The organism is Bacteroides sp. K03 (genome assembly GCF_019734355.1).
GTDB classification, from domain to species: domain Bacteria; phylum Bacteroidota; class Bacteroidia; order Bacteroidales; family Bacteroidaceae; genus Bacteroides; species Bacteroides nordii.
In genome coordinates this window covers 1-24293 of record NZ_JAASHC010000003.1, presented here as the reverse complement: position 1 = coordinate 24293, position 24293 = coordinate 1, and the positions used below count along the sequence as shown (strand labels likewise).

Sequence of the window (24293 nt, the reverse complement as noted above, 5' to 3'; positions counted from 1 at the left end):
TACTCACAAAATTAATCCAGGTCAACAATACCACCACCTGCATTCAGGTTGTCTCCATGACCGTGACCATGACTTGGAGTTTGTTTTGGAGCGATCTTGTAAGAAACAACAGAAGCTACAGTTACAGTCAATGTAACAGGAGTTCTGTCAGCCTTGATAACTGTAATGGAGTATGTGATTTCTTTTTCACTTCTTGTGATAGTGAAACCTTCAATTTGCTGATTGGGCGAAATACTCATATCCTGAGAGAAAGCGACATCCTTATAATTTGGCTGAGGCAGAATGTTCATGTTATCTGCTTTGATCATCTTCTGCAAAAGTTCAACTATATGTTTCTTTGTAGTTTCTTTCACTCCTGTGAGTTTAGCATCTGCTTCCAGCTGAGGTGTGTTACCAATATATCTGCTACCACCCTTATACTGGCCTTTTACAGTAATAATCTGATCGTAGTTGCCAGTGAAGCATGGATACGGTTTGAATTCTTCAGCTAAAGGAGCTTCTTCTTTACTCTTGTCAATCTTTGATGTGAAACCAAATTTGAATTTAGAGAAGTGGCGGATTTCAGCTTTGAACTGACCGTTATCTTGTGGCATTGCATAGTTTACAACACCTTGTACTTTATCTTCTACCCATGTTTTGCTTATTTCATTGTAATATAATACAGGCAATAGATAGTCAGCTTTTTCTGTTGTAGCAATTTCAGATCCAAATGTGATATTTAATGGGGTAGCAAATACAACACCCTTTGGTGTACCTTCATAAGTACGTACAGCTGCTTCTGCTTTTTCTGTTGCAAGGTCACGAGATACGTTGATGTTCTGTGCTACTGTGCTACCTTCACCTTCGTTTTGAGTGTAAATAACTACGGCACTTGTAGGCAATGAAACAATATCTTTAATCTGTTGAACTGTTCCGTCAGCATTTACGATGTCTGAAACCAAATCTTTATTTAATTCAGTTGTAGTTGTTACAGTAGTAATTTTATCAGCTGTAACAGTTTCTCCTGTTGCTTCTTCCATTGCATCGAGAACATCGTTTACTGTTACTTTAACTTCAGTTCCGTCTTCTTTTACAACTGGTGCAGCCTCTTCTTGTGCGATTACATTTTTGTCTTTAACCTCAGTTTTTCCATTTTCTACCGGATTCAAGTTAGTGTTACCACCAATAGAACCATCTTCTGTTGTATCTTTATTGATTGGAATCAAAGTTATATTTACAGTGGATACCGATGTTTGGCCTGCTGATACGGGAACCATCAGGAAGCTACATGCAAACGGATAATAAGTAGATTTGCTTACTTTCACAGTTGCCAATACAGTAGGACCTACATATTCTGCAGGAATTTCTTGTTTGTAGTAACCGTTATTGATACTTGGTGTGAATGACTGACCATTAGTTAAGTTAATCTCAACAGTTGCTCCGTCTACTATCACATTATTTGCTCCCCAGATGTTACCTTCAATGTAATATTTAGCTGCTGGTTCTGGCTCCGGTTCTTCTGCGATCTTCTGTAAAACAACGTTTGCTCTTGTTACGATAGTATTTACTCCTGTACCTTCTTTCAAAGGAGCTTCTGTAATAACAATCTGTGCGTAGGTTTTTGTATATCCTGCTACATTTACAAAAGCGATATAGTTACCTGGAGTAACATTTTCAACAGTAAATGTACTTTCGCCAACATTATATTTCACTGTCTGGCCTTCGATAGTAACTTTGTCACCTGCTGCAAATTTAACCTTGTTACCATCTATGTCATACAAAGTTCCGTTAATATTATATTGGTTAGTCATGTATTCCGGATCTGGTATGTCTATTGCTACCGGTTCGAGTGCTGCATCTACAACATAAGTTCCTGTTTCTCCGTTGGGCAATGCTTTTACATCAATAGATTTGCTTAATGTAATGTAGTTATCCGCTTTGATGGTAATAGTCTGTACTCCGGTTGCTTCAAGTTGGAGTGAGTATTCACCGTTTGCCGAAGTAAATGATTGACCATTTACAGTAAAAGCAGTCATTGCGGCACCAGTTGTAGCATCTGTAACGATACCTTTTACATAATATTTGGCTGGTGTTGTACTTGGTGTCGGTACATCAATTTCCTCTTTTTCGTAACAACTTGCGAACATACCGCAAATCGCTACTAACATTAACGCTAACTTAGCGTTAAAACTAAAAAATTTACTTTTCACTTTCATCTCAATAAAATTAAAATTAATAATTTGATAATTCTGATTTAATAAAATATGGGTTAAAACTATTATTCTGCATTATGTTTTCATAGGGCGTAGCTTTATATCCTTTATAATAATACTGCTCATTTCCTGCATTATAGGCTATACCAAAGTTATTAGAAGTAGTTACACGCGGTATATACCTTTTGCGTTTGTATTTATAAGGTGGAAGAGCTATCTGAAAACGGAAACCTCCATTAGCCTTAACTCCATCGGCTTTCATTGCATAAAAACCAATAGATGCATAACGGAAGTGGCGGATACAATCAACTCTGACTCCTTTTTCACCCAATAAATATTGCTCTACTTTCAAAGATGTTTCTACGTTGTATTTAGGCCAGTAAAAACTTCCTCCTACAGACCAGGTTACACGTCTTTTGGTTCCGTAATGCAATGTAAATCCATCCCAATATCCAGTTCCTGTATATCCAACGCGCCCTTCAATGGTAAATCTTTCATCCCATATCAAGTGGTGAGTCATTTGTAAATCCACGCCATATCTATCGTTATTGAAGTGCCCTATTGCAAGTCTGGCAAATGTATTATAAGGTAGTCTTACACTTTGTACCAGTTCAACAAATCCCGGGCGTACCTTCTTGTACCCATCCGGGTATCCATCGTTATATATTGGCAATATCATTTGTGCCGTCAACTTCATGCCTTTCCAAAGAGAGACCTCTATTGCAGGTGACAGGTTGAATAATACCTGATAGATTTGTGTGATAACCACATTCTTAAAGTATAATTCCGGATAAACCACTATATCTACTTTAAACAGCGAACCGTTTTTTTTCTTACCTTTTGTTGTTTGTTTCCAGTTTTTGCCCAGATTATAACTTATATTCCACTCTTGTCGATTTATTTCAGGGATGCTATCGCCTATAACTGGCTGATAATAAAGCGAAATTTGCGGAATGTTGTTATCCAGAAAAATAAGTCTACATGGCTTATTCTGTGGATATGCAGATAGGCACAACTGTAAATCTACTAAACAATAGTAATTTGCTATATTGCTATATATTATATGATTTTATTACAAGAAAATAAATAGATATAAAGAACGTTATATTAAGTATAATAGCAGTACTACTGTTACTTATTTGTTACTATTTATTCGCATAAGGAGGTTTATATTTTTTTCTTTTACCTTATAAAGAATAATTCATTATCCAAATTCAAGAGAAACCATGCATAGGCGTACAAAACGGGCCATTGCATTGTGATACTTTATTCCTTATTAATCAGTCCTAATAGTAATAAACGTTATAACATAAACAATAGAAATAAGTACTACGTTCTAATTACCCTTTATGAAGGGTGTTACCAGTTTGTTACTCCAAACAGAAAGGTGTATATATTAATGATAGGTTAGTAGACAGATATGAAAAAGAAACTTAGAATAAAGGAACCGATTAAACTTCGGTCAAAACAATTGTCGAATGGGTGTTTATCACTTTATCTCGATATTTATATGGATAAAAAGCGGAGATATGAATTTTTGAAACTTTATATTATTCCGGAGAATAACCGGATAGATAAGGATAGAAATGCAGAAACGCTTAAATTGGCTAATGCTATTAAAGCTCAGAAGATTGTAGCATTACAAAATGGTAAATTTGGTTTCGATGCAAATAAAAACAGGTCAAACATGTTACTTACTGACTACATCTGCTATTTAGCAAATAGAGACATAGTTCAAAAGGCAAAACGAACTTTGATGAATACCTTGATTCACCATCTTCAGAGATATGATAAAAGTGGAATTTCATTAAAAGCTGTTGATAAAGATTACATATTAGGGTTTATGGAGTACTTAAAGTCTGCAACTCAGAAACATAGTAAAAAAGAAAAGTTGATCAATGTGAATAGCCAGATATGCTATCTAAAAGAGTTAAACTATTGCTTAAAATATGCAGTTGTTGAAGATGTTTTATCTACAAACCCGATGAATAAAATAAAAAATGAAGATAAACCTAAACGAAAAAGAACAGAACGGGAATATTTGACCATGGACGAAATACGCCTGCTATCTCAAACTCATTTCTATAACGAAATGTTAAAAAGAGCCTTCCTATTCAGCTGCTTTTGTGGCTTAAGACACTCGGATATTGCTGCATTGACTTGGGAGAACCTCAGGAAAGATAAAGCTGGTAATACTCAATTACATATAATACAGCAAAAAACTCAAGAAATAATATCTCTCCCTCTTAGTCCTGAAGCATTAAAACAGTTACCTAAGAGAGGTAAAGCATTGGATACCGACCGGGTTTTTAACGGTTTGATATCCTTGGGAAGAACCAATGAAATATTATCTCGTTGGGGAAAGGACGCAGGGATACAAAAACATATCACTTTTCACGTTGCGAGACATACCCACGCGACTATGATGATCACTTTGGGAGCTGATATATATACTGTTTCGAAATTGTTAGGACATACAAATATTCAGACAACTCAGATCTATGCAAAGATTGTAGATGAGAGCAAAAGTAAAGCAATTGCCCTCATTCCTGAGATAACATAATGCTGATTATCAGCATTTAGAGAATATATATATCATTGATTATAAAAGTACGTACTCTTATATATATAAAGTACGTATTTAAGTCATAGTTAAATACGTACTTTTGGACTATAAAAGTACGTACTTTTGATTCTATAATATAATAAGCTCTTGTTGTGTGGTAATTAAAAATAACATTAATACTCTTTCCCCTTCTTTATTGAACTACATTTTTACCTTCATATGTGCAGCTGCAACCACCTTAAAGAGCACTATCGTTTGTAACATTCAGAAAGGATATTACCAATTTGGTATCTATTTTTAGAAATTCGTAACAAGAATAAAAAAATATAATACAATATTTTGATTTTTCGTGTAAAATTCTTTGGTATTATTAAAAATGTACCTATTTTTGCGTCGTATTTCGCATCATAAAGATGACGCTAAGATAAAACTAAAGAATGGGATATAAAGTCTCTTACATGTGGAAAGGCCTAAATAATAGCGATATAACACGCTGTGTAGCGATCTTTTTATTCTGTTTGCTTTCCTCAAAGGGAATGAGCCAAACAGGAGAAGAAACTGTTAACACTTTAGTTGGGATGGGGTTTGAGAATGTAGGTTGGCATGAAGATGACAAAGAACGTGTTTATGTGATGGAGAATACAGCCTATCGCTTGAATGGAGTAGGAATTGGTAAAGCTGTTGACGTTGTTCAAAGGATGGGTTTACCACAGAATAAGCCATGTCGGTTAATTTTTTTGGACAATAATGTTCCTCAGATATCATTGTATTATCAGCCAACGATTACTGATAGTATCTCTGAGGCTGATCGGAAAGATTGGGAAGTTAGCTATGATCTTGGAAAAAACTGGAGAAAACAGGTTAAAGGAAAGAAATTAAATAGCTCTTTGTTTAAGGTAGATATTACAGTATATCCGGAGTTGTCATTAAAGAATTTGGTAATAACTCAGATTTATCAAGTGCTGTTTAATTTGTCTCCGGCTATTGAAGTTTCGTTTTGGAAAGGGATGAAGTTGACTGCGCAAATGGTGATTCCTGTATATAATGACGGGTATGGATCGCGTGCGGGTAAAGTACACCCGGGATTTCTTACTCTGCAACAAACTGTTCGGCTGCCTTATAACATATGGGGTACGTTGGCAGTTGGTACTTTTAATGCCGGGAGATATGGGGCTGATTTGAAGTTGTTTCATCCGTTCAAGGATGAACGTTTTAGCGTAGAGGGACGGATAGGGACAACCGGGACTTATTATTGGGATGGTTTTGAGTATGTATATGGAAGTAAACAAAGGCTAACGTGGAGTATTGGGGGCAGTTTTTATTGGCCCCAGTTTAATTTGCAGACCACTGTGAAGGCCGAGCAATATATATTGGGAGAAAGAGGAGTGAGAGTTGATGTGACTCGTCATTTCCGTTACACTTCTATTGGCTTTTTTGCAATGAAAGCAGAAGGTGTAAGAGCAAATGGGGGATTTCGTTTCCAGATTGCTCTTCCACCTTATAAATATAAACGAAAGGGATATATCCCACGTGTGACTCCGTCGAAGAACATGGGAATAGCCTATAATGCAGGAAATGAGCGGTATTATTATAAAGGATACAGAAGTTCACCGGATGATAACATAATGAATAATAATAGTTTTAACCCATATTTTATTAAATCAGAATTACTAAATTTTTAATTTTATTGAGATGAAAAAGAAAAGTTTTTTTAGAAGCTTTAATGCTAAAACGGCATTATTTGCAGTAATGGTCTCCGGAGCTTTACTGACCGGATGCTATAAGGATGACGGATTGGATGTAGAAGGACCTACTGGTGAAACAACTTTGCCTGCAGCAACCTATACGTTGAATGGTACTGTTATTGATGGTAAAACAGGAGAAGCTATTGATGGTGCTACTATTACAGTAACTCCAAGCACTGCTTTCACCGCAAAGAGTAACTCATTTACAGCTACTGTAGCACCGGGTGATGTTACTATTTCTGTGACTAAAGACGGTTATAAACCAGTTTCAAAAATTGTAACGATCAATGCTATTGCTGCCGGACAATCTGCTGTGTATTCACAGATTATCAGCATGGTGTCAACTACAGTACCTCCTGTTAGCAAAGTAGCTAAATATGATGTATCTGCTATTGCATTCTCTGAAGATAATGTTTCTGTTGCAGCTACAGCTAAATTATATGATGTAACTGGAGCTACAGAAGTTGCTATGCAAAATGTGGCTGCTGGCGCTTACAAATTAGTGGTTACTCCTGCTGATCAGAACAAATATGATGTGTACACTTCAATTGTAACTTTGGATGAAGTAGTTGTACCTGCTGATTTTGAAGGAAACCTGAAGAAAGTATTTGTAGCTTATCTGACTGAGAAAGTTGCTCCGGTAGAAAATGTTACTTACTCATATCATTTCACTGATCTTAGTGGAAATCTTTTCAATGTACAGAGCGCAAGCCTGACAGTTGATGGCGAGGTAGTAGCTACTATGGCTGGTTACCATACAATTAAGTATACTCTTCCGAAAGCTGATGCTGAAGGTCATGAATTTGCTGTTGTTTATACTTATTTGGATGAAGCTGGTGTAGAAAGATATGGCCGTGCTGCATTTGCACCGGGTAAAACTACAGGTACTGCCAATATTGATACTTCTGCTACCTCTTCTCCTTCAACAGAAGTGGGAGTAGGCGAAGATGGCAAACTGGTTGCTGGTAGTACAGTAACTGATGGTGGTACAATTATCGTAGACAATAATATTATTGCTACAATCGATGGTACTCCTATTGCAGAACCTATTTCTATTCAGCGTAAAGTTGCAGAAGAACTGGAAGACGAAACTGCACTTCGTGTTTATGAGGGTACACCTGCTGGAACTGTATTCTCAGAACCTATCAAGATTGCATTCAAAGATATCTACGGAACAGAACTGGGTGATTTGACTTTGATGTATAAGGAAGGTGACAACTGGGTTGAAGATACTAAGGGCGGTTCTGTAACTACTGGTACTTCTACTTATACAATGAATGTAAAACACTTCTCTACCTTCAAGGCAGATGCAAAAATGACTACAGTAGAAGCTCCTTCAACAACAGATGTAGATACTAAGACAATTGAAGTGAACAAGAAAAATGATGCAGATGACAAGATTACTGTGAAAGTGAAAATGCAGGCTGTAATCGGAACTGAGTTCGAGACATCTATCGTTGATGCAGTGAAGAAAGCCGGATTTACAAATACAATGGCTATACAGAAAATTGCTGAAATGGTTGAAAGCCGTCTGTTGGCACTTGGTTTGAGCAATACAGGTATTACTGAATATGAACAAACTCAGGATTTCGAATTAGCAGGACGTACAGCTTTCGTATCATATGACAGAGCACGTACTTATAAACTGGAAAGCTTTACCTTCACAGTTAACGGAAAGAACGTAGTTATCAATACGAAAACTGCTGTTAAGACAGAACTGACGAATCCGATATTGACTTATTATGGTCACGGACACTCTCACGGTGGTGACAACCTTTCTGGTGGTGGTATCATTGACGCTGAATAAAGAGGCTAAAGTTTGAACTGAAAGCATAAATAGGGATATCTTAAAATGGGTAGAAAACGTATTTATATTATTTTATTACTTGTTAGTATACCTGTTATGCTTTCAGCTCAATTAACCTATGGAACCACAGGATTGCTGCATGCTCCTTCGGCAGAGATGCAGAAAGATAAAACAGTAATGCTGGGTGCCAATTTTATGAATAAGGAGATAACTCCTCCTAAGTGGTATTACCACACGTACAATTATTACCTGAATGTAACTATAATGCCCTGGCTGGAAGTAGCGTATACCTGTACACTTTTCAAAGCCGAAGCATTGGGACTAAAACCTTATGGTTATACAGGGTTTACGAATCAGGATCGGTATTTCTCAATCCGGTTGCGTGCTTTAAAGGAAGGCCAGTTTTGGAAATACACACCGGCTGTGGTGATAGGAACTTCGGATCCGTTCACATCTTCTGGTGAAGTGGTAGCTCCTACGGGTGGAAATGGATATTACAGCCGTTTTTATTTAGCTGCAACTAAGCACATTCAACTGGGGAAAGAGACAATCGGGGTACACCTCTCTTATTTATATAATAGGAGAAAAGATTACCATTTAAATGGAATTGCGGCAGGTATTACATACAATCCGTCTTTTCATCCGCAGTTGCGGTTAATTGCCGAATATGATTCGAAGGATTTTGCACTGGGTGCCACCTATTTGCTGTTCAATCATTTGCATGCGCAGGTGGAGTTTCAGAAAATGAAGTATTTCACTGGTGGGTTGATGTTCAGGTTTTGCCTGAAATAAGGCTGTTGCAAGGAATGAAAGTGAATAAGAATAAAAAGAGTTGAATATTAAAAACAAAAAACAATGAAAAATAAGTTAGTAATATTATCTTTATTGTTGGCGGGAACTGCTGCTTCGGTGTCTGCTCAGGAAAAAGAGAAGTACTACAGTGAAAACTGGAAGGACAATATCTTTGTGAGCGTTGGAGTGGGAGCACAGGCTTCAACCAATCCGGATTCCAAATTTAGCAAATCCATTACTCCGCTGATCAATGTATCGGTGGGTAAATTTATCAATCCTATCTGGGGATTTCGTGGACAGGTTTATGGATGGCAATCCAAACAGTTTACTGCATATCCGTTTTTGCAAACGGGTAACAAGGTAGAACGTAAGGAAAACTATGTTGGTATTAACCTGGACGGAATGTTGAACCTGACCAACTTGTTTTGTGGTTACAAGCCCGGACGTGTATTCGAAGGAATGCTTTTTGTTGGTCCGTCTATGAACATCGTGAAGAACTATGATGGCTGGAAGCCTGGTTATACAACCGGCGAAGGCGTAGCTCAACCTGACGGAAGTCTTTTGTATGAAACTAAGATAGATCCTGCAAAGACTACTCCGAATGATCATGAGTTGCGTTGTCTTGTAGGAGCAAGTGTTGGTTTGGGAGCTAAGTTTAATATCAATCCTAAATGGGCTATTGATATAGAAGCTCGTGGACAGGTGACTCCTGCTATTTTGGGTGCATATAGTAGTGCAAGTACAGATGGTTATCTGCACTTAACTGCTGGTTTCACTTATACATTCGGCGGTAAGAAATTTGTTGCAGGAGGTAAAGTAGATCAGAGCGCTATCAATGATGAATTGAACAGATATCGCGACGAACTGGCACAGGCTCAGACGGATCTGGCAGATGCAAAGAATGCATTGGCTAACGTGAAACCTGTGACTAAGGAAGTTGTGAAGGAAGTAGAAGTGGCTGGTCCTCGTGCTATTTTCTTCCAGATTGGCAAGTCTAAGATTGACGACTATGGCATGGTTAACATCCAGTTGGCAGCTAAGATCCTGAAGGCTAATCCGGATAAGAAATACAAGATTGCCGGATATGCAGACAAGGCAACCGGTAGCTCTAAGTGGAATCAGAAACTGTCTGAAGCACGTGCTCAGGCCGTTTACGATGCACTTGTTAAAGAAGGCGTAAGCAAAGATCAGCTTGAATTGGTTGGCTTCGGTGGAACTGCCAATATGTTCGGTAAGAACTTCCTGAACCGTGTAGTGATTCTGGAATAAAATATGGGTTCTATAGAGCGAAAGCTTTGAATGAAAGAAAGGACGTCTGCAACAGACGTCCTTTTTTTTGTACCTCATGGGATGTAATCAAAATAATAATCGTATTTTTGTACCCCAATTATGAGTAGAATATTAGCAATAGATTATGGTAGGAAACGTACAGGACTTGCTGTTAGCGATACAATGCAGATTATCGCAAATGGTCTGACAACTGTGCCTACGCATGAGTTACTGGACTTTATAGCTGGTTATGTACAAAAAGAACCGGTAGAACGCATCATTATTGGTTTGCCCAAACAGATGAATAATGAAGTTTCTGAAAACATGAAGTATATTGAACCTTTTGTCCGTTTGCTGAAGAAAAAAATACCGGAAATGCCTGTTGAGTTTGTAGACGAACGCTTTACTTCTGTGTTGGCACATCGCACGATGCTGGAAGCCGGGTTGAAAAAGAAAGATCGTCAGAATAAGGCTTTGGTAGATGAAATCAGTGCTACTATTATCTTGCAAACATATCTCGAAAGTAAACGTTTTTAGTAAAGAGACAACCGTATAATATAAATAAGGAATAAGAAAGAAATATGATTTTACCAATTTACACATACGGCCAGCCTGTATTAAGAAAGGTGGCCGAAGATATTACGCCCGATTATCCGGAGCTGAAGAAGCTGATAGAGAATATGTTTGAAACAATGGTCCATGCCGATGGAGTTGGTCTTGCTGCCCCTCAAATCGGACTTCCTATCCGGGTTGTAACCATTACACTGGATCCGTTATCAGAAGATTATCCGGAGTTTAAAGATTTTAATCGTGCTTATATTAACCCTCACATCCTTGAAGTGGGAGGAGATGAAGTAGCAATGGAGGAGGGCTGCCTCAGCCTTCCGGGTATTCATGAAACAGTGAAAAGAGGAGATCGTATACGTGTGAAGTATATGGACGAGGATTTCGTTGAACACGATGAGGTGGTAGAAGGATACCTGGCCCGTGTGATGCAGCACGAGTTCGATCATCTGGATGGTAAAATGTTTATTGATCACATTTCTCCGCTTCGCAAACAGATGATAAAGGGAAAACTGAATACAATGCTGAAGGGAAAAGCCCGTAGCTCATATAAGATGAAACAAGTGAAGTGAGGGGGATTTACGATTGGACGATTTGACGATTTACTATTTACGATTGATAAATGTTTTATTTATAAAAAAAAGTAACTTTAATCGTAAATTGTAAATCGTCAAATCGTAAATCTTCTTGGCTAAATACTCAAAAAATATAAAAAGTTAACCGATATCCCTGTTTAATAGCCGAAAAGCATTACTTTTGCTTCACTTATTAAGTAGTATTCAAAGGCCAATGATAAAAAAGATATTAGTAGCACTCATGCTACTGCCTACGCTGGTGTATGCTCAAATAAATACAGAGCGGGTAATGATGATTGCCCGTAATGCGCTTTATTTTGAAGACTATGTGCTCTCTATCCAATACTTTAATCAGGTAATCAATGCGAAACCTTATTTGTACGAGCCTTATTTTTTCAGAGGCTTGGCTAAAATAAATCTGGATGATTTTCAGGGTGCGGAGGCTGATTGTGATAAAGCTATCGAGCGTAATCCTTTTGTTGTGGGAGCTTACCAGATTCGAGGGTTGGCCCGTATCCGGCAGAATAAGTATGATGGTGCGATTGAAGATTATCAGAAAGCCCTGTTTTATGCACCGGAGAATGTTACGTTATGGCACAATCTGACTTTATGCCATATTCAGAAAAAAGATTATAAAGCTGCAGAAGAAGATTTGGGTAAATTATTGGCCATATCTCCCAAATATACACGAGCCTATCTCATGCGTGGTGAAGTGGCTTTAAAACAGCAGGATACTATTAGGGCATTGAATGATTTTAATACAGCTATCGAGCTGGATAAATACGATCCGGATGCATGGTCGTCACGGGCTATTGTACAGTTACAACAATCCAAGTATGCAGAGGCTGAGTCCGATTTCAACCAGGCTATTCGTTTGAGTGCCCGGAATGCCGGGAATTATATTAATCGTGCTTTGGCTCGTTTTCATCAGAACAATCTGAGAGGGGCCATGAGCGACTATGACCTCGCTTTGGATATAGATCCAAACAATTTTATCGGGCATTATAACCGTGGTTTGCTGCGTGCACAAGTGGGAGATGACAACCGTGCTATTGAAGATTTTAACTTTGTGCTTGAAATAGAACCGGATAATATGATGGCTACCTTTAACCGTGGATTGTTGCGTGCACAAACGGGAGATTACCGGGGAGCGATCAAGGATTATACTACAGTTATTGATCAGTATCCTAACTTCCTGGCAGGTTATTATCAGCGTGCTGAAGCCAGAAAGAAAATAGGAGACCGCAAAGGAGCCGAAGCGGATGATTTCAAAATTATGAAAATGCAGCTCGATCGTCAGAATGGTGGTGTGTCAAATAAAGATGTGGCACAAAATAATAAAGATGATAAGGCTGAGAATAATGAAGATGAAGAAGACGAAGGCAAGACACGTAAGAAGTCGGATAAAAATATGAATAACTATCGTAAGATAGTGATAGCAGACGATTCTGAACAGGAACGGCAGTACAAGAGCGATTACCGGGGTAGGGTACAGGATCGTAACGTGAATATCAAGCCCGAACCGATGTTTGCACTTACTTATTATGAGAAGATGAGTGATGTGAAGCGTTCTGTGAACTATCATACTTACATTGACGAACTGAACCAGACGGGTATATTCCCGAAGCGTCTGCGTCTTACTAATATGGAAGCGCCGTTGACCGAAGAGCAGGTTAAGTTCCATTTTGCATTGATCGATGCCCATACTTCTGCCATTGTGGAAGATGAGAAGAGTGCTGCGAAACGTTTTGCCCGTGCGCTCGATTTTTATCTTGTACAGGATTTTACAAGCTCGGTTGACGACCTGACACAAGCCATCTTGCTGGACGATACATTCTTCCCTGCTTACTTTATGAGAGCTTTGGTGCGCTGTAAGCAGTTGGAGTATCAAAAAGCCGAAGAAGCTACAAGTGCCAAACAGGGCATCGATTCGTCTCATAAGGAGATCGGTGCGGTAGATTATGATGCGGTAATAGCAGACTTAAACCGTGTGATTGCTTTGGCACCCGATTTCGTTTATGCTTACTACAATCGTGCTAATGTGTCGGCAATGTTGAAAGATTATCGTTCTGCATTGGTCGATTATGACAAAGCCATCGAGTTGAATCACGATTTTGCAGATGCGTATTATAACCGTGGATTGACCCATATTTTCCTGGGTAATAATAAGCAAGGAATTACAGATTTGAGTAAGGCTGGTGAACTGGGGATTGTTTCGGCATACAATATTATTAAACGTTTCACCGATCAGATGGAATAACATTTTTTTTATAAATAATAGAAAACTCAAAAAGATTTAGCTATTTTTGCACCAAAAAGTGAAGTAAAGCTGCACCTTGGCATAAAAAATGAACTCGTTCATTTTATTCTGCTCTCGGTTTGCACTATCTTTGCGTGCTAAAAAGAAAAATATAACATCACATTATGATAAAGATAACATTTCCCGATGGCTCTGTTCGTGAATATAACGAGGGAGTGAACGGTTTGCAAATTGCAGAAAGTATCAGTTCGCGACTGGCACAGGAAGTACTGGCTTGTGGCGTGAACGGTGAAATTTATGATTTAGGTCGCCCTATTAATGAAGATGCTTCTATCGTACTTTATAAATGGGAGGACGAGGAAGGTAAACATGCTTTCTGGCATACAAGTGCTCACTTGCTGGCAGAGGCATTGCAGGAACTTTATCCAGGCATACAGTTTGGTATTGGGCCGGCTATTGAGAATGGTTTTTACTATGATGTTGATCCGGGTGAAGCTGTGATCAAAGAAGCTGATCTGCCGGCTATTGAAGCTAAAATGGCAGAGTTGGTGGCAAAGAAAGAGGCTGTGGTTCGTGCAGACATTGCAAAAACCGATGCTTTGAAAATGTTTGGTGATCGTGGTGAAACCTACAAATGCGAATTGATATCCGAATTGGAAGATGGTCATATTACTACCTATACGCAAGGAGCTTTTACTGATCTTTGCCGTGGTCCTCACTTGCTGACTACTGCTCCGATCAAGGCTATCAAACTGACTTCTGTGGCAGGTGCATACTGGCGTGGCCATGAAGACCGTAAGATGCTGACTCGTATTTATGGTATTACTTTCCCGAAAAAGAAAATGCTGGATGAATACCTGACGCTGATGGAAGAAGCTAAAAAGCGCGATCATCGTAAGATTGGTAAGGAGATGCAGCTTTTTATGTTCTCTGATACAGTGGGTAAGGGACTTCCGATGTGGTTGCCAAAGGGAACTGCACTTCGTTTGCGCCTGCAAGAGTTCTTGCGTCGTATCCAGACCCGTTATGATTATCAGGAAGTGATAACTCCGCCTATCGGTAATAAATTGTTGTATGTAACTTCCGGACACTATGCCAAATATGGTAAAGATGCTTTCCAGCCGATACATACTCCCGAAGAAGGTGAAGAGTACTTCTTGAAACCAATGAACTGTCCGCATCATTGCGAGATTTATAAGAATTTCCCGCGTTCGTACAAAGACCTTCCTTTGCGTCTTGCAGAGTTTGGTACGGTATGCCGCTACGAACAAAGCGGTGAACTTCACGGTTTGACTCGTGTACGTAGTTTTACACAGGATGATGCACACATATTCTGTCGTCCGGATCAGGTGAAGGGTGAATTCCTTCGCGTAATGGATATTATCTCTATTGTGTTCCGTTCAATGGACTTTACTAACTTTGAAGCTCAGATTTCTCTGCGTGACAAGGTTAACCGTGAGAAATATATCGGTAGTGATGAGAACTGGGAAAAGGCAGAGCAAGCCATCATTGAAGCCTGTGAAGAAAAAGGTTTGAAGGCTAAAATAGAATATGGAGAGGCTGCTTTCTATGGTCCTAAGCTTGATTTTATGGTGAAAGATGCCATCGGTCGTCGCTGGCAGTTGGGAACAATCCAGGTAGACTACAACCTGCCGGAGCGTTTTGAACTCGAATACATGGGATCTGATAACCAGAAACATCGTCCGGTAATGATTCATCGTGCTCCTTTCGGATCGATGGAACGCTTTGTGGCAGTGCTTATTGAGCATACAGCCGGAAAATTCCCGTTGTGGCTGACACCCGATCAGGTAGCCATTCTGCCGATCAGTGAAAAGTTCAATGACTATGCTGAGCAGGTAAAGATGTATCTGAGAACACATGAAGTCCGTGCGATTGTTGACGATCGTAATGAAAAGATCGGTCGTAAGATACGCGATAATGAAATGAAACGTATTCCTTACATGCTGATTGTGGGTGAGAAAGAGGCCGAAAACGGTGAAGTTTCAGTTCGCAGACAAGGTGAAGGCGATAAAGGGACTATGAAATTTGAAGAATTTGCTAAAATTTTGAACGAAGAAGTTCAGAATATGATAAATAAGTGGTAACTTTGCGCGCAATTAATAAATTAAAATAAATTGGTAGACAATAAAAAACAACCCGGAAGTAAACGTTATTTGATGAAGAACGACAGCTTAAAAGGGCAGTACAGAATCAACGAACAGATTCGAGCCAAAGAAGTACGCATCGTAAGCGATGATATAGAACCTAAGGTATATCCTATTTTCCAGGCCTTGAAGATGGCTGAAGAAAAAGAACTTGACCTGGTAGAAATTTCACCTAATGCAGAACCCCCTGTTTGTCGTATTATTGACTACTCTAAATTTCTTTACCAGCAAAAGAAGCGTCAGAAGGAACAAAAGGCTAAGCAAGTGAAGGTGAACGTAAAAGAGATACGTTTCGGACCTCAGACAGATGACCATGATTATAACTTTAAGTTGAAGCATGCAAAAGGATTTTTGGAAGATGGTGACAAAGTGAAAGCTTATGTATTCTTTAAAGGACGTTCTATTCTTTTCAAAGAACAAGGTGAGGTGTTGTTATTGCGTTTTGCCAATGATCTGGAAGATTATGCAAAAGTAGATCAGTTGCCTGTTTTGGAAGGGAAGCGCATGATTATTCAGCTTTCTCCGAAGAAGAAAGAAGGTGCTCCTAAGAAGCCCGTTGCTCCTAAGGTAGCTGCGCCTAAAGTTGCAGTTCCGAAAGCAAGTGAAGAGTCAACTGAAGAATAAGAAAGAAATGCGTAACGCGCCAGGTATAGTGCGTTGCCATATAATTTAATAATTTAAAATCAAGTAAGATGCCAAAGATGAAGACTAACTCCGGTTCTAAAAAAAGGTTTACCCTTACCGGAACAGGTAAAATCAAAAGAAAGCACGCTTTTCACAGTCATATTTTGACTAAGAAAACTAAGAAGAGAAAAAGAAATCTGTGCTACTCTACAACTGTTGATGCAACAAATGTAAGCCAGGTTAAGGAACTCTTAGCTATGAAGTAATCAAAAGCGTAAAAGTATTATTAAAGTATTAACCGAATGCATTAGCTTAAAGTTCGCTACGTGAAGTAACGGCGCTAACATTCAAAAAAGAGTAAAACTATGCCAAGATCAGTAAATCATGTTGCTTCAAAAGCAAGAAGAAAGAAAATTTTGAAATTGACCAGAGGTTACTTTGGTGCAAGAAAAAATGTTTGGACCGTAGCTAAAAACACTTGGGAGAAGGGTTTGACATACGCGTTCCGTGACCGTAGAAATAAGAAAAGAAACTTCCGCGCTCTTTGGATACAACGTATCAATGCTGCTGCACGTCTTGAAGGAATGTCATATTCTAAGTTGATGGGCGGTTTGCACAAAGCCGGTATCGAAATAAACCGCAAGGTTTTGGCTGATTTAGCAGTAAATCATCCGGAAGCTTTCAAGGCTGTAGTTGCTAAAGCAAAAGCTGCTTAAGTTACACAGTGTAAGAATTATAGGTGCCGGTTGCTGTAAAGCAACCGGCATTTTTCTTTTCCGGAACTCCCTCCGGACGGGAGAAAAAGTTATTTTGAGGGTAAACAAAAAGCTGCTTTTCCTTGTTTATCTCATACAAAGTTGTTACATTTGTGTAGTTAAAATATTAGCCGTATCGACTTGATCGGGAAACTCTTCAAATTAATCTGATAAACCGAGAACGCTTCAGCTCTCAATGGCGGGCCACATCCTTCGGGACAGCTTAATGCCGGTGGATTACAAAGAGGGCGAGCACTCAAATCTTGTTCTATCAGAGTTTCATCACATCGTCGGTGCGGCTTTTTTATACCCCTCCCCTTTATGATATTTTATTTTTCTGGTACAGGAAACTCTAAGTGGATTGCAGAGCAGCTTGCTGGTGTGCTGAAAGAACAATTGATATTCATTCCGGAAGCTATGCGGAATGCAGTTACCCATTATGAGCTGGCCGATAAAGAGAAGGTCGGTTTCGTATTTCCTATTTATTCCTGGGGGCCTCCTCCTATTGTTCTCCAATTCTTGCAGAGTTTATCTTTGTCTAATTATCATAGTCAGTATTTCTTTTTTGTGTGTTCGTGTGGTGATGATACCGGGCTGGCTCAGCAGGTGTTTTGCGACGCAGTGGCTGCAAAGGGATGGAGATGTGATGCGGGATTCTCAGTTACTATGCCTAATAATTATGTATTGCTTCCTGGTTTTGATGTAGATTCTAAAGAGGTAGAGAAACGGAAGCTGGATAATGCTGTTCAGAGAGTGGGCGAAGTGGGAGAGATGATAGAGGAGAGGATTAAATCTTTTCAGTGCAACGAAGGGCGTTTTCCTTTTATTAAGACGAAGTTGATCAATCCTCTTTTTATCAAGAAGGGCATATCAGTGGGGAAATTTCATGCAACGGATGCCTGCATTGCCTGTAAGCGGTGTGAGAAGGTTTGTCCGATGTTGAATATCGTGATGGTGGGTTGGAAACCGGTTTGGGGAGCAGATTGTACTTCCTGCCTGGCTTGCTATCATGTATGTCCGCAGAAGGCTGTGCAGTATGGGAAAGTCACAAAGAAAAAGGGGCAATACTTTAATCCGAATGTAAAATGACTGGCGGCTGCTGCCGGATTTCTAAAATCCGAATATAAAGTGTTCCCCGTAGTCCGCTGCCGTGTTATCTGATTTTTATCTGGCAGTTTGATAAATCTTCGATGATAGCCAGGCTCTCTACACGTACACCTTGCTCTTCAAGTGTTTTCCGGCCATTTTGAAAGGCTTTTTCTATAATGAATCCCATTCCTACCAGATTGGCGCCCGATTGCTTGATCAGGTCCAGCACACCGAGGGCGGCATTTCCATAGGCGAGAAAGTCGTCGACAAAGAGCACATTGTCTTCGGGGGTGAGGAAATCGGAGCTGATAACTACTTCATAGTCACGATCTTTGGTGAAGGAGTGTACGGTGGTGCTCAATGCGTTCTGAATGGTTTTGGGCGATTTCTTTTTGGCAAATACAACGGGGAGGTCCATGAGATAGCCGGTCATGATGGCGGGGGCAATGCCGCTGGCTTCTATGGTCATGATTTTATTGACATTGGTGGCGGCGAAGCGGCGAACAAATTCTACTCCGATGGATTTCATTAATACAGGGTCCATCTGATGGTTGATGAAGCTGTCTACTTTGAGGATACCGCCTTCAAAGCATCTTCCGTCTTGCTGTATTCTTTTCTTTAATAATTGCATAATGAATAAGGAAAATGGGGACATATCAACGTGTCATTTGCTGAAGAAGTTGATATGCCAATGCGTCAATTTGGGGAGGGAGGGCCTCCTGATTGGCGCATTGGTGTATTTATTATATATTGTTTCTCAGGTCTTTTACCCTTACTGCTTTGCCTTCGCTTTGGGGGAGAGAGCCTTTTTTGACCAATTTAAGTTTGGGGGTAACCAGTATTTCATCTTTAAGCTGGCGGGTGATTTCTTTGCGGATGCGCTCCAGTTCGATGTAGTTATCGGTAGAGAGATCGCTCAGTTCTACTTTGACGATCATTTCGTCTTGGTTGTTGACTGTCTCCAGGGTGATGAGGTAGTTGCTGCCCAATTGTGGGAATTGCACGAGTATCTTTTCCACCTGCATCGGGAAGATGTTGACTCCTTTGATAATGAACATGTCGTCACTGCGTCCTTTGATGCGGTCTATGCGCAGATGAGTGCGTCCGCAGGGGCATTTTCCGGGTAGGATGCGGGTGAGGTCGCGGGTACGGTAGCGGAGCAGGGGCATCATTTCGCGGTCGAGGGTGGTGAGTACAAGCTCTCCGATTTCTCCTTCCGGAACGGGTTCTCCTGTTTCGGGATCGATGATTTCTACAAAATAGCAGTCTTCCCAAAAGTGCATGCCGTTTTGTTCGGTGCACTCAAAGGCTACACCGGGACCGTTCATTTCTGTCATTCCGAAGCTGTTGTAGGCTTTGACGCCCAGCATGCGTTCTATTTTCCTCCGTTGTTCGTCTGTGTGAGGTTCGGCTCCGATGACGAGGGTTTTCAGGGTGGTGCCTGTGGGGTCCAGTCCTTCTTCCTGAAAGACTTCTGCCAGGCGTATGGCGTAGCTGGGAATGGCATGCAAGGCGGTGGTTTTGAAATCGTTGATGAATTTTATCTGCCGTTTGCTGTTGCCTGCGGCGGCTGGTACGGTGAGTGCTCCCAAACGTTCGGCTCCGTACTGGAATCCGAGGCCACCGGTAAACATACCGTAACCGGAACTGTTTTGAAATACATCCGTTTTGCGGATGCCTACCATGTAGAGGCAGCGGGCAACGAGGTTTGCCCAGGAGTCGAGGTCGTGCTGTGAATGTACGATGACGGTGGGGTTTCCGGTGGTTCCACTTGAGGAGTGGATGCGTACGCCATCTCTTTGCATGTTGCCGGCTACGAGTCCGAAGGGGTAGTAGGCGCGCATGTCGGTTTTGGTGGTGAAGGGTATTTTCCGGATGTCGTCCAGTGTCTGGATGGACTGGGCGGTGATGCCGTGTTCTTTAAAGACCTTTTGGTAATAAGGAGCATTTGCTGCTATTGAAACTGTTTTCCGGAGCCGTTGCAGTTGTAGTTCGTTCAGCTTTTCGCGGCTCATGGTTTCTATATCTTCTTCCCAGTATGTTGTATTCATGGTTTTTATTAATTGGAGCAATGGAGTTGATGTGCCAATTGTGCTGCGGTGGTTTGGACGCGGACAATTGGCACATTGTGTTGTATCACATTGGTGTTATTTGATTAATTTTTCGGCTATTTTCTTGCCGGCTTCCAGTGCCTGGAGGTTCATGTCTACGATGGCCTCTCCTTTGCGTTGGAATATCTCACGAATGCTGTCTTGTATTTTCTGGTAGTCGATGCCCAGGAATGGGATGGTGGCTCCCAGCAATACGATGTTGGCTACGCGTGCCGAGCCTACTTCTTTGGCTACTTTGTCTACATTGAGCACTACTTTGTGGGGGAGTTTGCCGATTTCGGCCAGTACGTCTTCCTGTGCGGGATAGTTGGGGATGTTGACGAACGGTGTTTCGTTGGTCACCAACCAGCCTTCGGGGCTGAGGTAGGGCAGGTAGCGTAGTCCTTCCATGGGTTCGAGTGAGATGATGAGGTCGCACTTTCCGGAGGGGATGAGGTCTGACGCAATGGGTTGGTCGCTGATGCGGAGGTTGGATTGTACGTCTCCTCCGCGCTGGCTCATGCCGTGTACTTCGGCTTGCTTCATGTATAGCCCGTCTTTCAGGGCTGCCTTACCGATGACTGTGGCGATTGACAGAATGCCCTGTCCGCCTACTCCTGATAGTATGATGTCTTTTTTCATGGTTTACTTGTTTCTTTTTTTACGTGCTAATGTTTGGATACACTCTCTGCGGGGGATGATGACTGACACGCCGTGGTAGTTGAGTTCTTCGCGTATGATCTGTTTCATTTCTTCGTAGTTTTTTTTCAGCGGGGTCATCACGCGGATGTGTGCGGGGTCAACTCCCAGTCCTGTGCAGATGGCTTCGATGCGTCCTGTTCCGGCAGAGTCTTGTCCACCGGTCATGGCGGTGGTTTCGTTGTCGGAGATGACGATGGTTACATCGGCATTTTCGTTGACGCAGTCCAGCAGTCCGGTCATGCCGGAGTGTGTGAAGGTGGAGTCGCCGATAACGGCTACGGCGGGGTAAAGTCCTCCGTCGGCAGCACCTTTGGCCATGGTGATGGAGGCGCCCATGTCTACGCAGGAGTTGATGGCGTTGAAGGGTGCGTTGGCTCCCAGTGTGTAGCAGCCGATGTCGCTGAATACTTTGTGTGTGGGGTATTTTTCGGTCAGCACCTGGGTGAGTGTGATGTACATATCACGGTGTCCGCAACCTTCACATAGGGCGGGTGGGCGCATTTCGACTACGGAAGGTACGCTGAATTCGGATTTGTTTTCTTTGCCCACGGCACGTGCCACGGAGTCTGGGTTTAGTTCTCCGTCTTGTGAGAGTGTGCCGTCGAGGCGTCCTTTTACTTTGAGTCCGATGCCCAGATAGCCTTTGAGTTGTTTTTCGACGAAAGGCTGGCCGTCTTCGAGGACGAGTATTTCGTCACAGGCTTTCACGAGCTGCATCAGTTGTTTTTTGGGGAGTGGGTATTGGCCTATTTTGAGTACGGGGTATTCGCAACCTTCCGGATAGTTTTCCATGAGGTAGTTGTAGCCGATACCGCAGGCGATGATGCCCAGTTTCTTGTTGGGGCCGTCGGTGTATTTGTTGTAGGGTGATGCTTCGGAAGCGCGGATAAATTCGTCCTGGCGGGCCAGCAGTGCTTTGTAGCGTTTGCGTGCATTGCCGGGCAGGAGGATAAACTGGCGGGGATCTTCGGCAAAGGCGATTTCGTTTTGTGGTTTTTGCGGTTTCTGTTCTACGCCGGAACGTGAGTGTGCCAGGCGGGTTACCATGCGCAGCAACAGGGGTTCGCCGGTTTTTTCGGAGAATTCAAATCCATTGTACACCATGTCGTAGGCTTCCTGCTGGTTGCTGGGTTCGTACATCGGGATGAGTGAGAAGTCGCCATAGAAGCGGCTGTCTTGTTCGTTCTGTGAGGAGTGCATGCTGGGATCGTCGGCGGCTACTACGATCAGGCCACCTTTTACGCCGGTGATGGCTGAGTTGATGAAGCAGTCGGCAGCTACGTTCATGCCTACGTGTTTCATGCAGACGAGTGCGCGTTTGCCAACGAAGGACATGCCCAGGGCGGCCTCCATGGCTGTTTTTTCGTTGGCTGCCCAGCGGTTGTGTATGTTTCTTTCACTCGTAATGGGAGACATCTGGATGTATTCCGTTATCTCGGTTGAAGGGGTGCCCGGATAGGCGTACACGCCTGAGAGTCCGGCATCCAGTGCAGCTTGTGCAATGGCTTCGTCGCCAAGTAAGAGTTGCTTGCTCATATCTTTGTTTTTTAATTAGTGTTAGTCACGGTTATTTTTATTTAGTAGTCAGGTAGTTAAGTAAGTAGTAAAGCGAGTAGTTAAGTAGTTAAGCAGTCAAGTAGTTAAGTAGAAATGTTTCATTTTATCTATTCTACTTGCTACTTGACTACTTGACTGCTTAACTACTTAACTACTTACTTTACTACTCGCTTGCCTACTTCTAGTCTTTGGCAAAGATACATTTTTACGGTCATTTTATCACAGAATTACTTGAAAATCTTTCTTTCGTTCAGTGCTTTCCAGTATTTTCTGGCATTTGCCATGTGGTCGGTATAGTTGGATGCAAAGTTGTGGGTGCCCGAGAAATCTTCTTTGGCACACATGTACAGGTAGTTGTGGCGGGTGTAGTTGAGTACGCTGTCTATGCCTTTGGCTGAGGGGATGCGTATCGGTCCGGGAGGGAGTCCGGTGTTGGTATAGGTGTTGTAGGGCGATTCTACGCGCAGGTTTTCGTTGGAGATTCTTCTCAGTCCGAAGTCTTGCAGGGCAAATTTGATGGTAGGGTCTGCCTGAAGGGGCATTCCGGTGTGCAGGCGGTTGATGTAGAGTCCGGCTACGGTGGGTTTTTCGGCGTTGTTGTTCGTCTCTTCTTCCACAATGGAGGCAAGGGTGCACACCTCTTCGGGGCTCATGCCGATGGCCTGGGCTTTGGCGAGGCGTTCGGCGTTCCAGAATTTCCGGTGTTCCTTCTGCATGCGTTCAAAGAAATCGTCGGCGCTCATGTCCCAGTACACTTGGTAGGTTTCGGGGATGAAGAGGCAGGGCATGGTTTCGGGGTTGTAACCCAGTTGCTGCTGGAAGGCGGGGTCGAAAAGGGGGGCAGCTATTTCGGCAGAGTCTATCATGAGTTGGCGGGCTACGCTGCGTGCCAGGCGGTCGAGGGTACGAACGCTGCCGATGGTGAGGTTGATGGGCTCCTGATAGCCGCGGGAGAGGCGGCTGTAGACGTGGTAGGCGTTGTCGCCGGGGCGAATGGGGTATCGTCCGGTGTGGATTGTTTTTTCGAGTTGCCGGTATTTGGCCAGCCAGCGGAATCCGGTGAGGGTGGTGGGATGGCCGTAGGTTTTCACCTTATTATATATGGAGTCGGCTGTGTCGTCGCGGTCGATGTATACGTAGACGGTGCGGGCCGGATGAAACTGTGGATACAGAAGGTAATAATAAACGGTTCCGGCAGCTGTTGCGCAGGCGATAAGGAGGATGGCCAGGAGGCTGATGAGGATTTTTTTCTTTTTCTTTTCCATGGGGAATGTTGACGTTATAAAAACGGGTCAAAGGTAACAAGAATCCGAGTAATTCCGGAGGTTTTGCAGGGGAAATATTTGGAGGGGAGGAGCGGAATTTGTAGAAAATAGGCAAGGCGTTGGCTGCATGGAGGCAAGGCGTTGGCTAGATGGAGGCAAGGCGTTGGCGTTTTCACCACAGAGTTCCACAGAGTTTTTTAATCTTTATTGAAACGCAGAATTCTAAGACCTGCGCAAATATTTGTGCAAGAAAAAACAGTTAAATAAGTTAAATGG

The 24293-nt window shown here is 41.9% G+C and carries 20 protein-coding genes; 13 read left to right on the top strand and 7 right to left on the bottom strand.

Annotated features, from left to right (window positions below):
- Positions 1-11 precede the first annotated feature (11 nt).
- Together HCG69_RS02740 and HCG69_RS02735 are read right to left on the bottom strand one after the other, a co-directional pair.
- Complete coding sequence (locus HCG69_RS02740; protein ID WP_221648763.1) at positions 12-2126, bottom strand: DUF3869 domain-containing protein; 2115 nt, start codon at positions 2124-2126, stop codon at positions 12-14.
- 85 nt (positions 2127-2211) lie between these two features.
- Positions 2212-3207, bottom strand: coding sequence for a hypothetical protein (locus tag HCG69_RS02735; RefSeq protein WP_255585374.1), 996 nt, complete (start codon positions 3205-3207; stop codon positions 2212-2214).
- A 405-nt stretch (positions 3208-3612) separates the two neighbouring features.
- Here HCG69_RS02735 and HCG69_RS02730 point away from each other — a divergent pair, with 405 nt between their 5' ends.
- From HCG69_RS02730 to HCG69_RS02670, 13 genes are all read left to right on the top strand, one after another.
- Positions 3613-4755, top strand: a complete 1143-nt coding sequence (locus HCG69_RS02730; RefSeq protein WP_221648762.1) for a site-specific integrase — start codon at positions 3613-3615, stop codon at positions 4753-4755.
- Between the two features lie 440 nt (positions 4756-5195).
- Positions 5196-6440 (top strand): hypothetical protein, encoded by a 1245-nt coding sequence (locus tag HCG69_RS02725; RefSeq protein WP_221648761.1) that lies wholly within the window; start codon positions 5196-5198, stop codon positions 6438-6440.
- 10 nt (positions 6441-6450) lie between these two features.
- Positions 6451-8310, top strand: coding sequence for a carboxypeptidase-like regulatory domain-containing protein (locus HCG69_RS02720; RefSeq protein ID WP_221648760.1), 1860 nt, complete (start codon positions 6451-6453; stop codon positions 8308-8310).
- A 45-nt stretch (positions 8311-8355) separates the two neighbouring features.
- Complete coding sequence (locus HCG69_RS02715) at positions 8356-9102, top strand: YjbH domain-containing protein (protein ID WP_002561646.1); 747 nt, start codon at positions 8356-8358, stop codon at positions 9100-9102.
- A gap of 63 nt (positions 9103-9165) precedes the next feature.
- Positions 9166-10371, top strand: a complete 1206-nt coding sequence (locus tag HCG69_RS02710) for an OmpA family protein (protein WP_221648759.1) — start codon at positions 9166-9168, stop codon at positions 10369-10371.
- 120 nt (positions 10372-10491) lie between these two features.
- Complete coding sequence (gene ruvX / locus HCG69_RS02705) at positions 10492-10908, top strand: Holliday junction resolvase RuvX (protein WP_002561644.1); 417 nt, start codon at positions 10492-10494, stop codon at positions 10906-10908.
- A 44-nt stretch (positions 10909-10952) separates the two neighbouring features.
- Positions 10953-11507 (top strand): peptide deformylase, encoded by a 555-nt coding sequence (gene def, locus HCG69_RS02700; protein ID WP_221648758.1) that lies wholly within the window; start codon positions 10953-10955, stop codon positions 11505-11507.
- Between the two features lie 217 nt (positions 11508-11724).
- A complete protein-coding gene (locus tag HCG69_RS02695; protein ID WP_221648757.1) occupies positions 11725-13770 on the top strand; it encodes a tetratricopeptide repeat protein in 2046 nt (681 codons plus the stop codon).
- Between the two features lie 164 nt (positions 13771-13934).
- Positions 13935-15875 (top strand): threonine--tRNA ligase, encoded by a 1941-nt coding sequence (thrS, locus tag HCG69_RS02690; RefSeq protein WP_221648756.1) that lies wholly within the window; start codon positions 13935-13937, stop codon positions 15873-15875.
- 72 nt (positions 15876-15947) lie between these two features.
- Positions 15948-16559 (top strand): translation initiation factor IF-3, encoded by a 612-nt coding sequence (infC, locus tag HCG69_RS02685; protein ID WP_221648755.1) that lies wholly within the window; start codon positions 15948-15950, stop codon positions 16557-16559.
- A 68-nt stretch (positions 16560-16627) separates the two neighbouring features.
- Complete coding sequence (gene rpmI / locus HCG69_RS02680; RefSeq protein ID WP_002561639.1) at positions 16628-16825, top strand: 50S ribosomal protein L35; 198 nt, start codon at positions 16628-16630, stop codon at positions 16823-16825.
- Positions 16826-16924: 99 nt separating this feature from the next.
- On the top strand, positions 16925-17275 hold the full coding sequence (rplT, locus tag HCG69_RS02675; protein WP_002561638.1) for a 50S ribosomal protein L20: 351 nt from the start codon (positions 16925-16927) through the stop codon (positions 17273-17275).
- A 360-nt stretch (positions 17276-17635) separates the two neighbouring features.
- Positions 17636-18403, top strand: a complete 768-nt coding sequence (locus tag HCG69_RS02670; RefSeq protein ID WP_221648754.1) for an EFR1 family ferrodoxin — start codon at positions 17636-17638, stop codon at positions 18401-18403.
- 64 nt (positions 18404-18467) lie between these two features.
- Here the strand turns inward: HCG69_RS02670 and xpt are convergent, their stop codons facing one another.
- From xpt to mltG, 5 genes are all read right to left on the bottom strand, one after another.
- The gene (gene xpt / locus HCG69_RS02665; protein WP_044166434.1) at positions 18468-19034 is read right to left on the bottom strand and encodes a xanthine phosphoribosyltransferase; all 567 of its coding nucleotides are present in this window, start codon (positions 19032-19034) and stop codon (positions 18468-18470) included.
- Positions 19035-19146: 112 nt separating this feature from the next.
- Entirely contained in the window at positions 19147-20454 is a 1308-nt protein-coding gene (locus tag HCG69_RS02660; RefSeq protein WP_221648753.1) for a phenylacetate--CoA ligase, read from the bottom strand.
- Positions 20455-20550: 96 nt separating this feature from the next.
- On the bottom strand, positions 20551-21135 hold the full coding sequence (locus HCG69_RS02655) for an indolepyruvate oxidoreductase subunit beta (RefSeq protein ID WP_221648752.1): 585 nt from the start codon (positions 21133-21135) through the stop codon (positions 20551-20553).
- Between the two features lie 3 nt (positions 21136-21138).
- A complete protein-coding gene (locus tag HCG69_RS02650; RefSeq protein ID WP_221648751.1) occupies positions 21139-22731 on the bottom strand; it encodes a thiamine pyrophosphate-dependent enzyme in 1593 nt (530 codons plus the stop codon).
- A 248-nt stretch (positions 22732-22979) separates the two neighbouring features.
- Entirely contained in the window at positions 22980-24017 is a 1038-nt protein-coding gene (mltG, locus tag HCG69_RS02645; RefSeq protein ID WP_007485032.1) for an endolytic transglycosylase MltG, read from the bottom strand.
- Between the last annotated feature and the right edge of the window lie 276 nt (positions 24018-24293).

Excerpts from the sequence above, each read along its gene's own strand:
- infC (WP_221648755.1), top strand. The coding sequence starts at position 15,948 with ATGAAGAACGACAGCTTAAAAGGGCAGTACAGAATCAACGAACAGATT.
- HCG69_RS02660 (WP_221648753.1), bottom strand. The coding sequence starts at position 20,454 with ATGAATACAACATACTGGGAAGAAGATATAGAAACCATGAGCCGCGAA.
- def (WP_221648758.1), top strand. The coding sequence starts at position 10,953 with ATGATTTTACCAATTTACACATACGGCCAGCCTGTATTAAGAAAGGTG.
- HCG69_RS02710 (WP_221648759.1), top strand. The coding sequence starts at position 9,166 with ATGAAAAATAAGTTAGTAATATTATCTTTATTGTTGGCGGGAACTGCT.
- HCG69_RS02720 (WP_221648760.1), top strand. The coding sequence starts at position 6,451 with ATGAAAAAGAAAAGTTTTTTTAGAAGCTTTAATGCTAAAACGGCATTA.
- HCG69_RS02670 (WP_221648754.1), top strand. The coding sequence starts at position 17,636 with ATGATATTTTATTTTTCTGGTACAGGAAACTCTAAGTGGATTGCAGAG.
- HCG69_RS02695 (WP_221648757.1), top strand. The coding sequence starts at position 11,725 with ATGATAAAAAAGATATTAGTAGCACTCATGCTACTGCCTACGCTGGTG.
- thrS (WP_221648756.1), top strand. The coding sequence starts at position 13,935 with ATGATAAAGATAACATTTCCCGATGGCTCTGTTCGTGAATATAACGAG.
- xpt (WP_044166434.1), bottom strand. The coding sequence starts at position 19,034 with ATGCAATTATTAAAGAAAAGAATACAGCAAGACGGAAGATGCTTTGAA.
- mltG (WP_007485032.1), bottom strand. The coding sequence starts at position 24,017 with ATGGAAAAGAAAAAGAAAAAAATCCTCATCAGCCTCCTGGCCATCCTC.
- HCG69_RS02730 (WP_221648762.1), top strand. The coding sequence starts at position 3,613 with ATGAAAAAGAAACTTAGAATAAAGGAACCGATTAAACTTCGGTCAAAA.
- HCG69_RS02740 (WP_221648763.1), bottom strand. The coding sequence starts at position 2,126 with ATGTTCGCAAGTTGTTACGAAAAAGAGGAAATTGATGTACCGACACCA.
- HCG69_RS02725 (WP_221648761.1), top strand. The coding sequence starts at position 5,196 with ATGGGATATAAAGTCTCTTACATGTGGAAAGGCCTAAATAATAGCGAT.
- rpmI (WP_002561639.1), top strand. The coding sequence starts at position 16,628 with ATGCCAAAGATGAAGACTAACTCCGGTTCTAAAAAAAGGTTTACCCTT.
- rplT (WP_002561638.1), top strand. The coding sequence starts at position 16,925 with ATGCCAAGATCAGTAAATCATGTTGCTTCAAAAGCAAGAAGAAAGAAA.
- HCG69_RS02715 (WP_002561646.1), top strand. The coding sequence starts at position 8,356 with ATGGGTAGAAAACGTATTTATATTATTTTATTACTTGTTAGTATACCT.
- HCG69_RS02655 (WP_221648752.1), bottom strand. The coding sequence starts at position 21,135 with ATGAAAAAAGACATCATACTATCAGGAGTAGGCGGACAGGGCATTCTG.
- ruvX (WP_002561644.1), top strand. The coding sequence starts at position 10,492 with ATGAGTAGAATATTAGCAATAGATTATGGTAGGAAACGTACAGGACTT.
- HCG69_RS02650 (WP_221648751.1), bottom strand. The coding sequence starts at position 22,731 with ATGAGCAAGCAACTCTTACTTGGCGACGAAGCCATTGCACAAGCTGCA.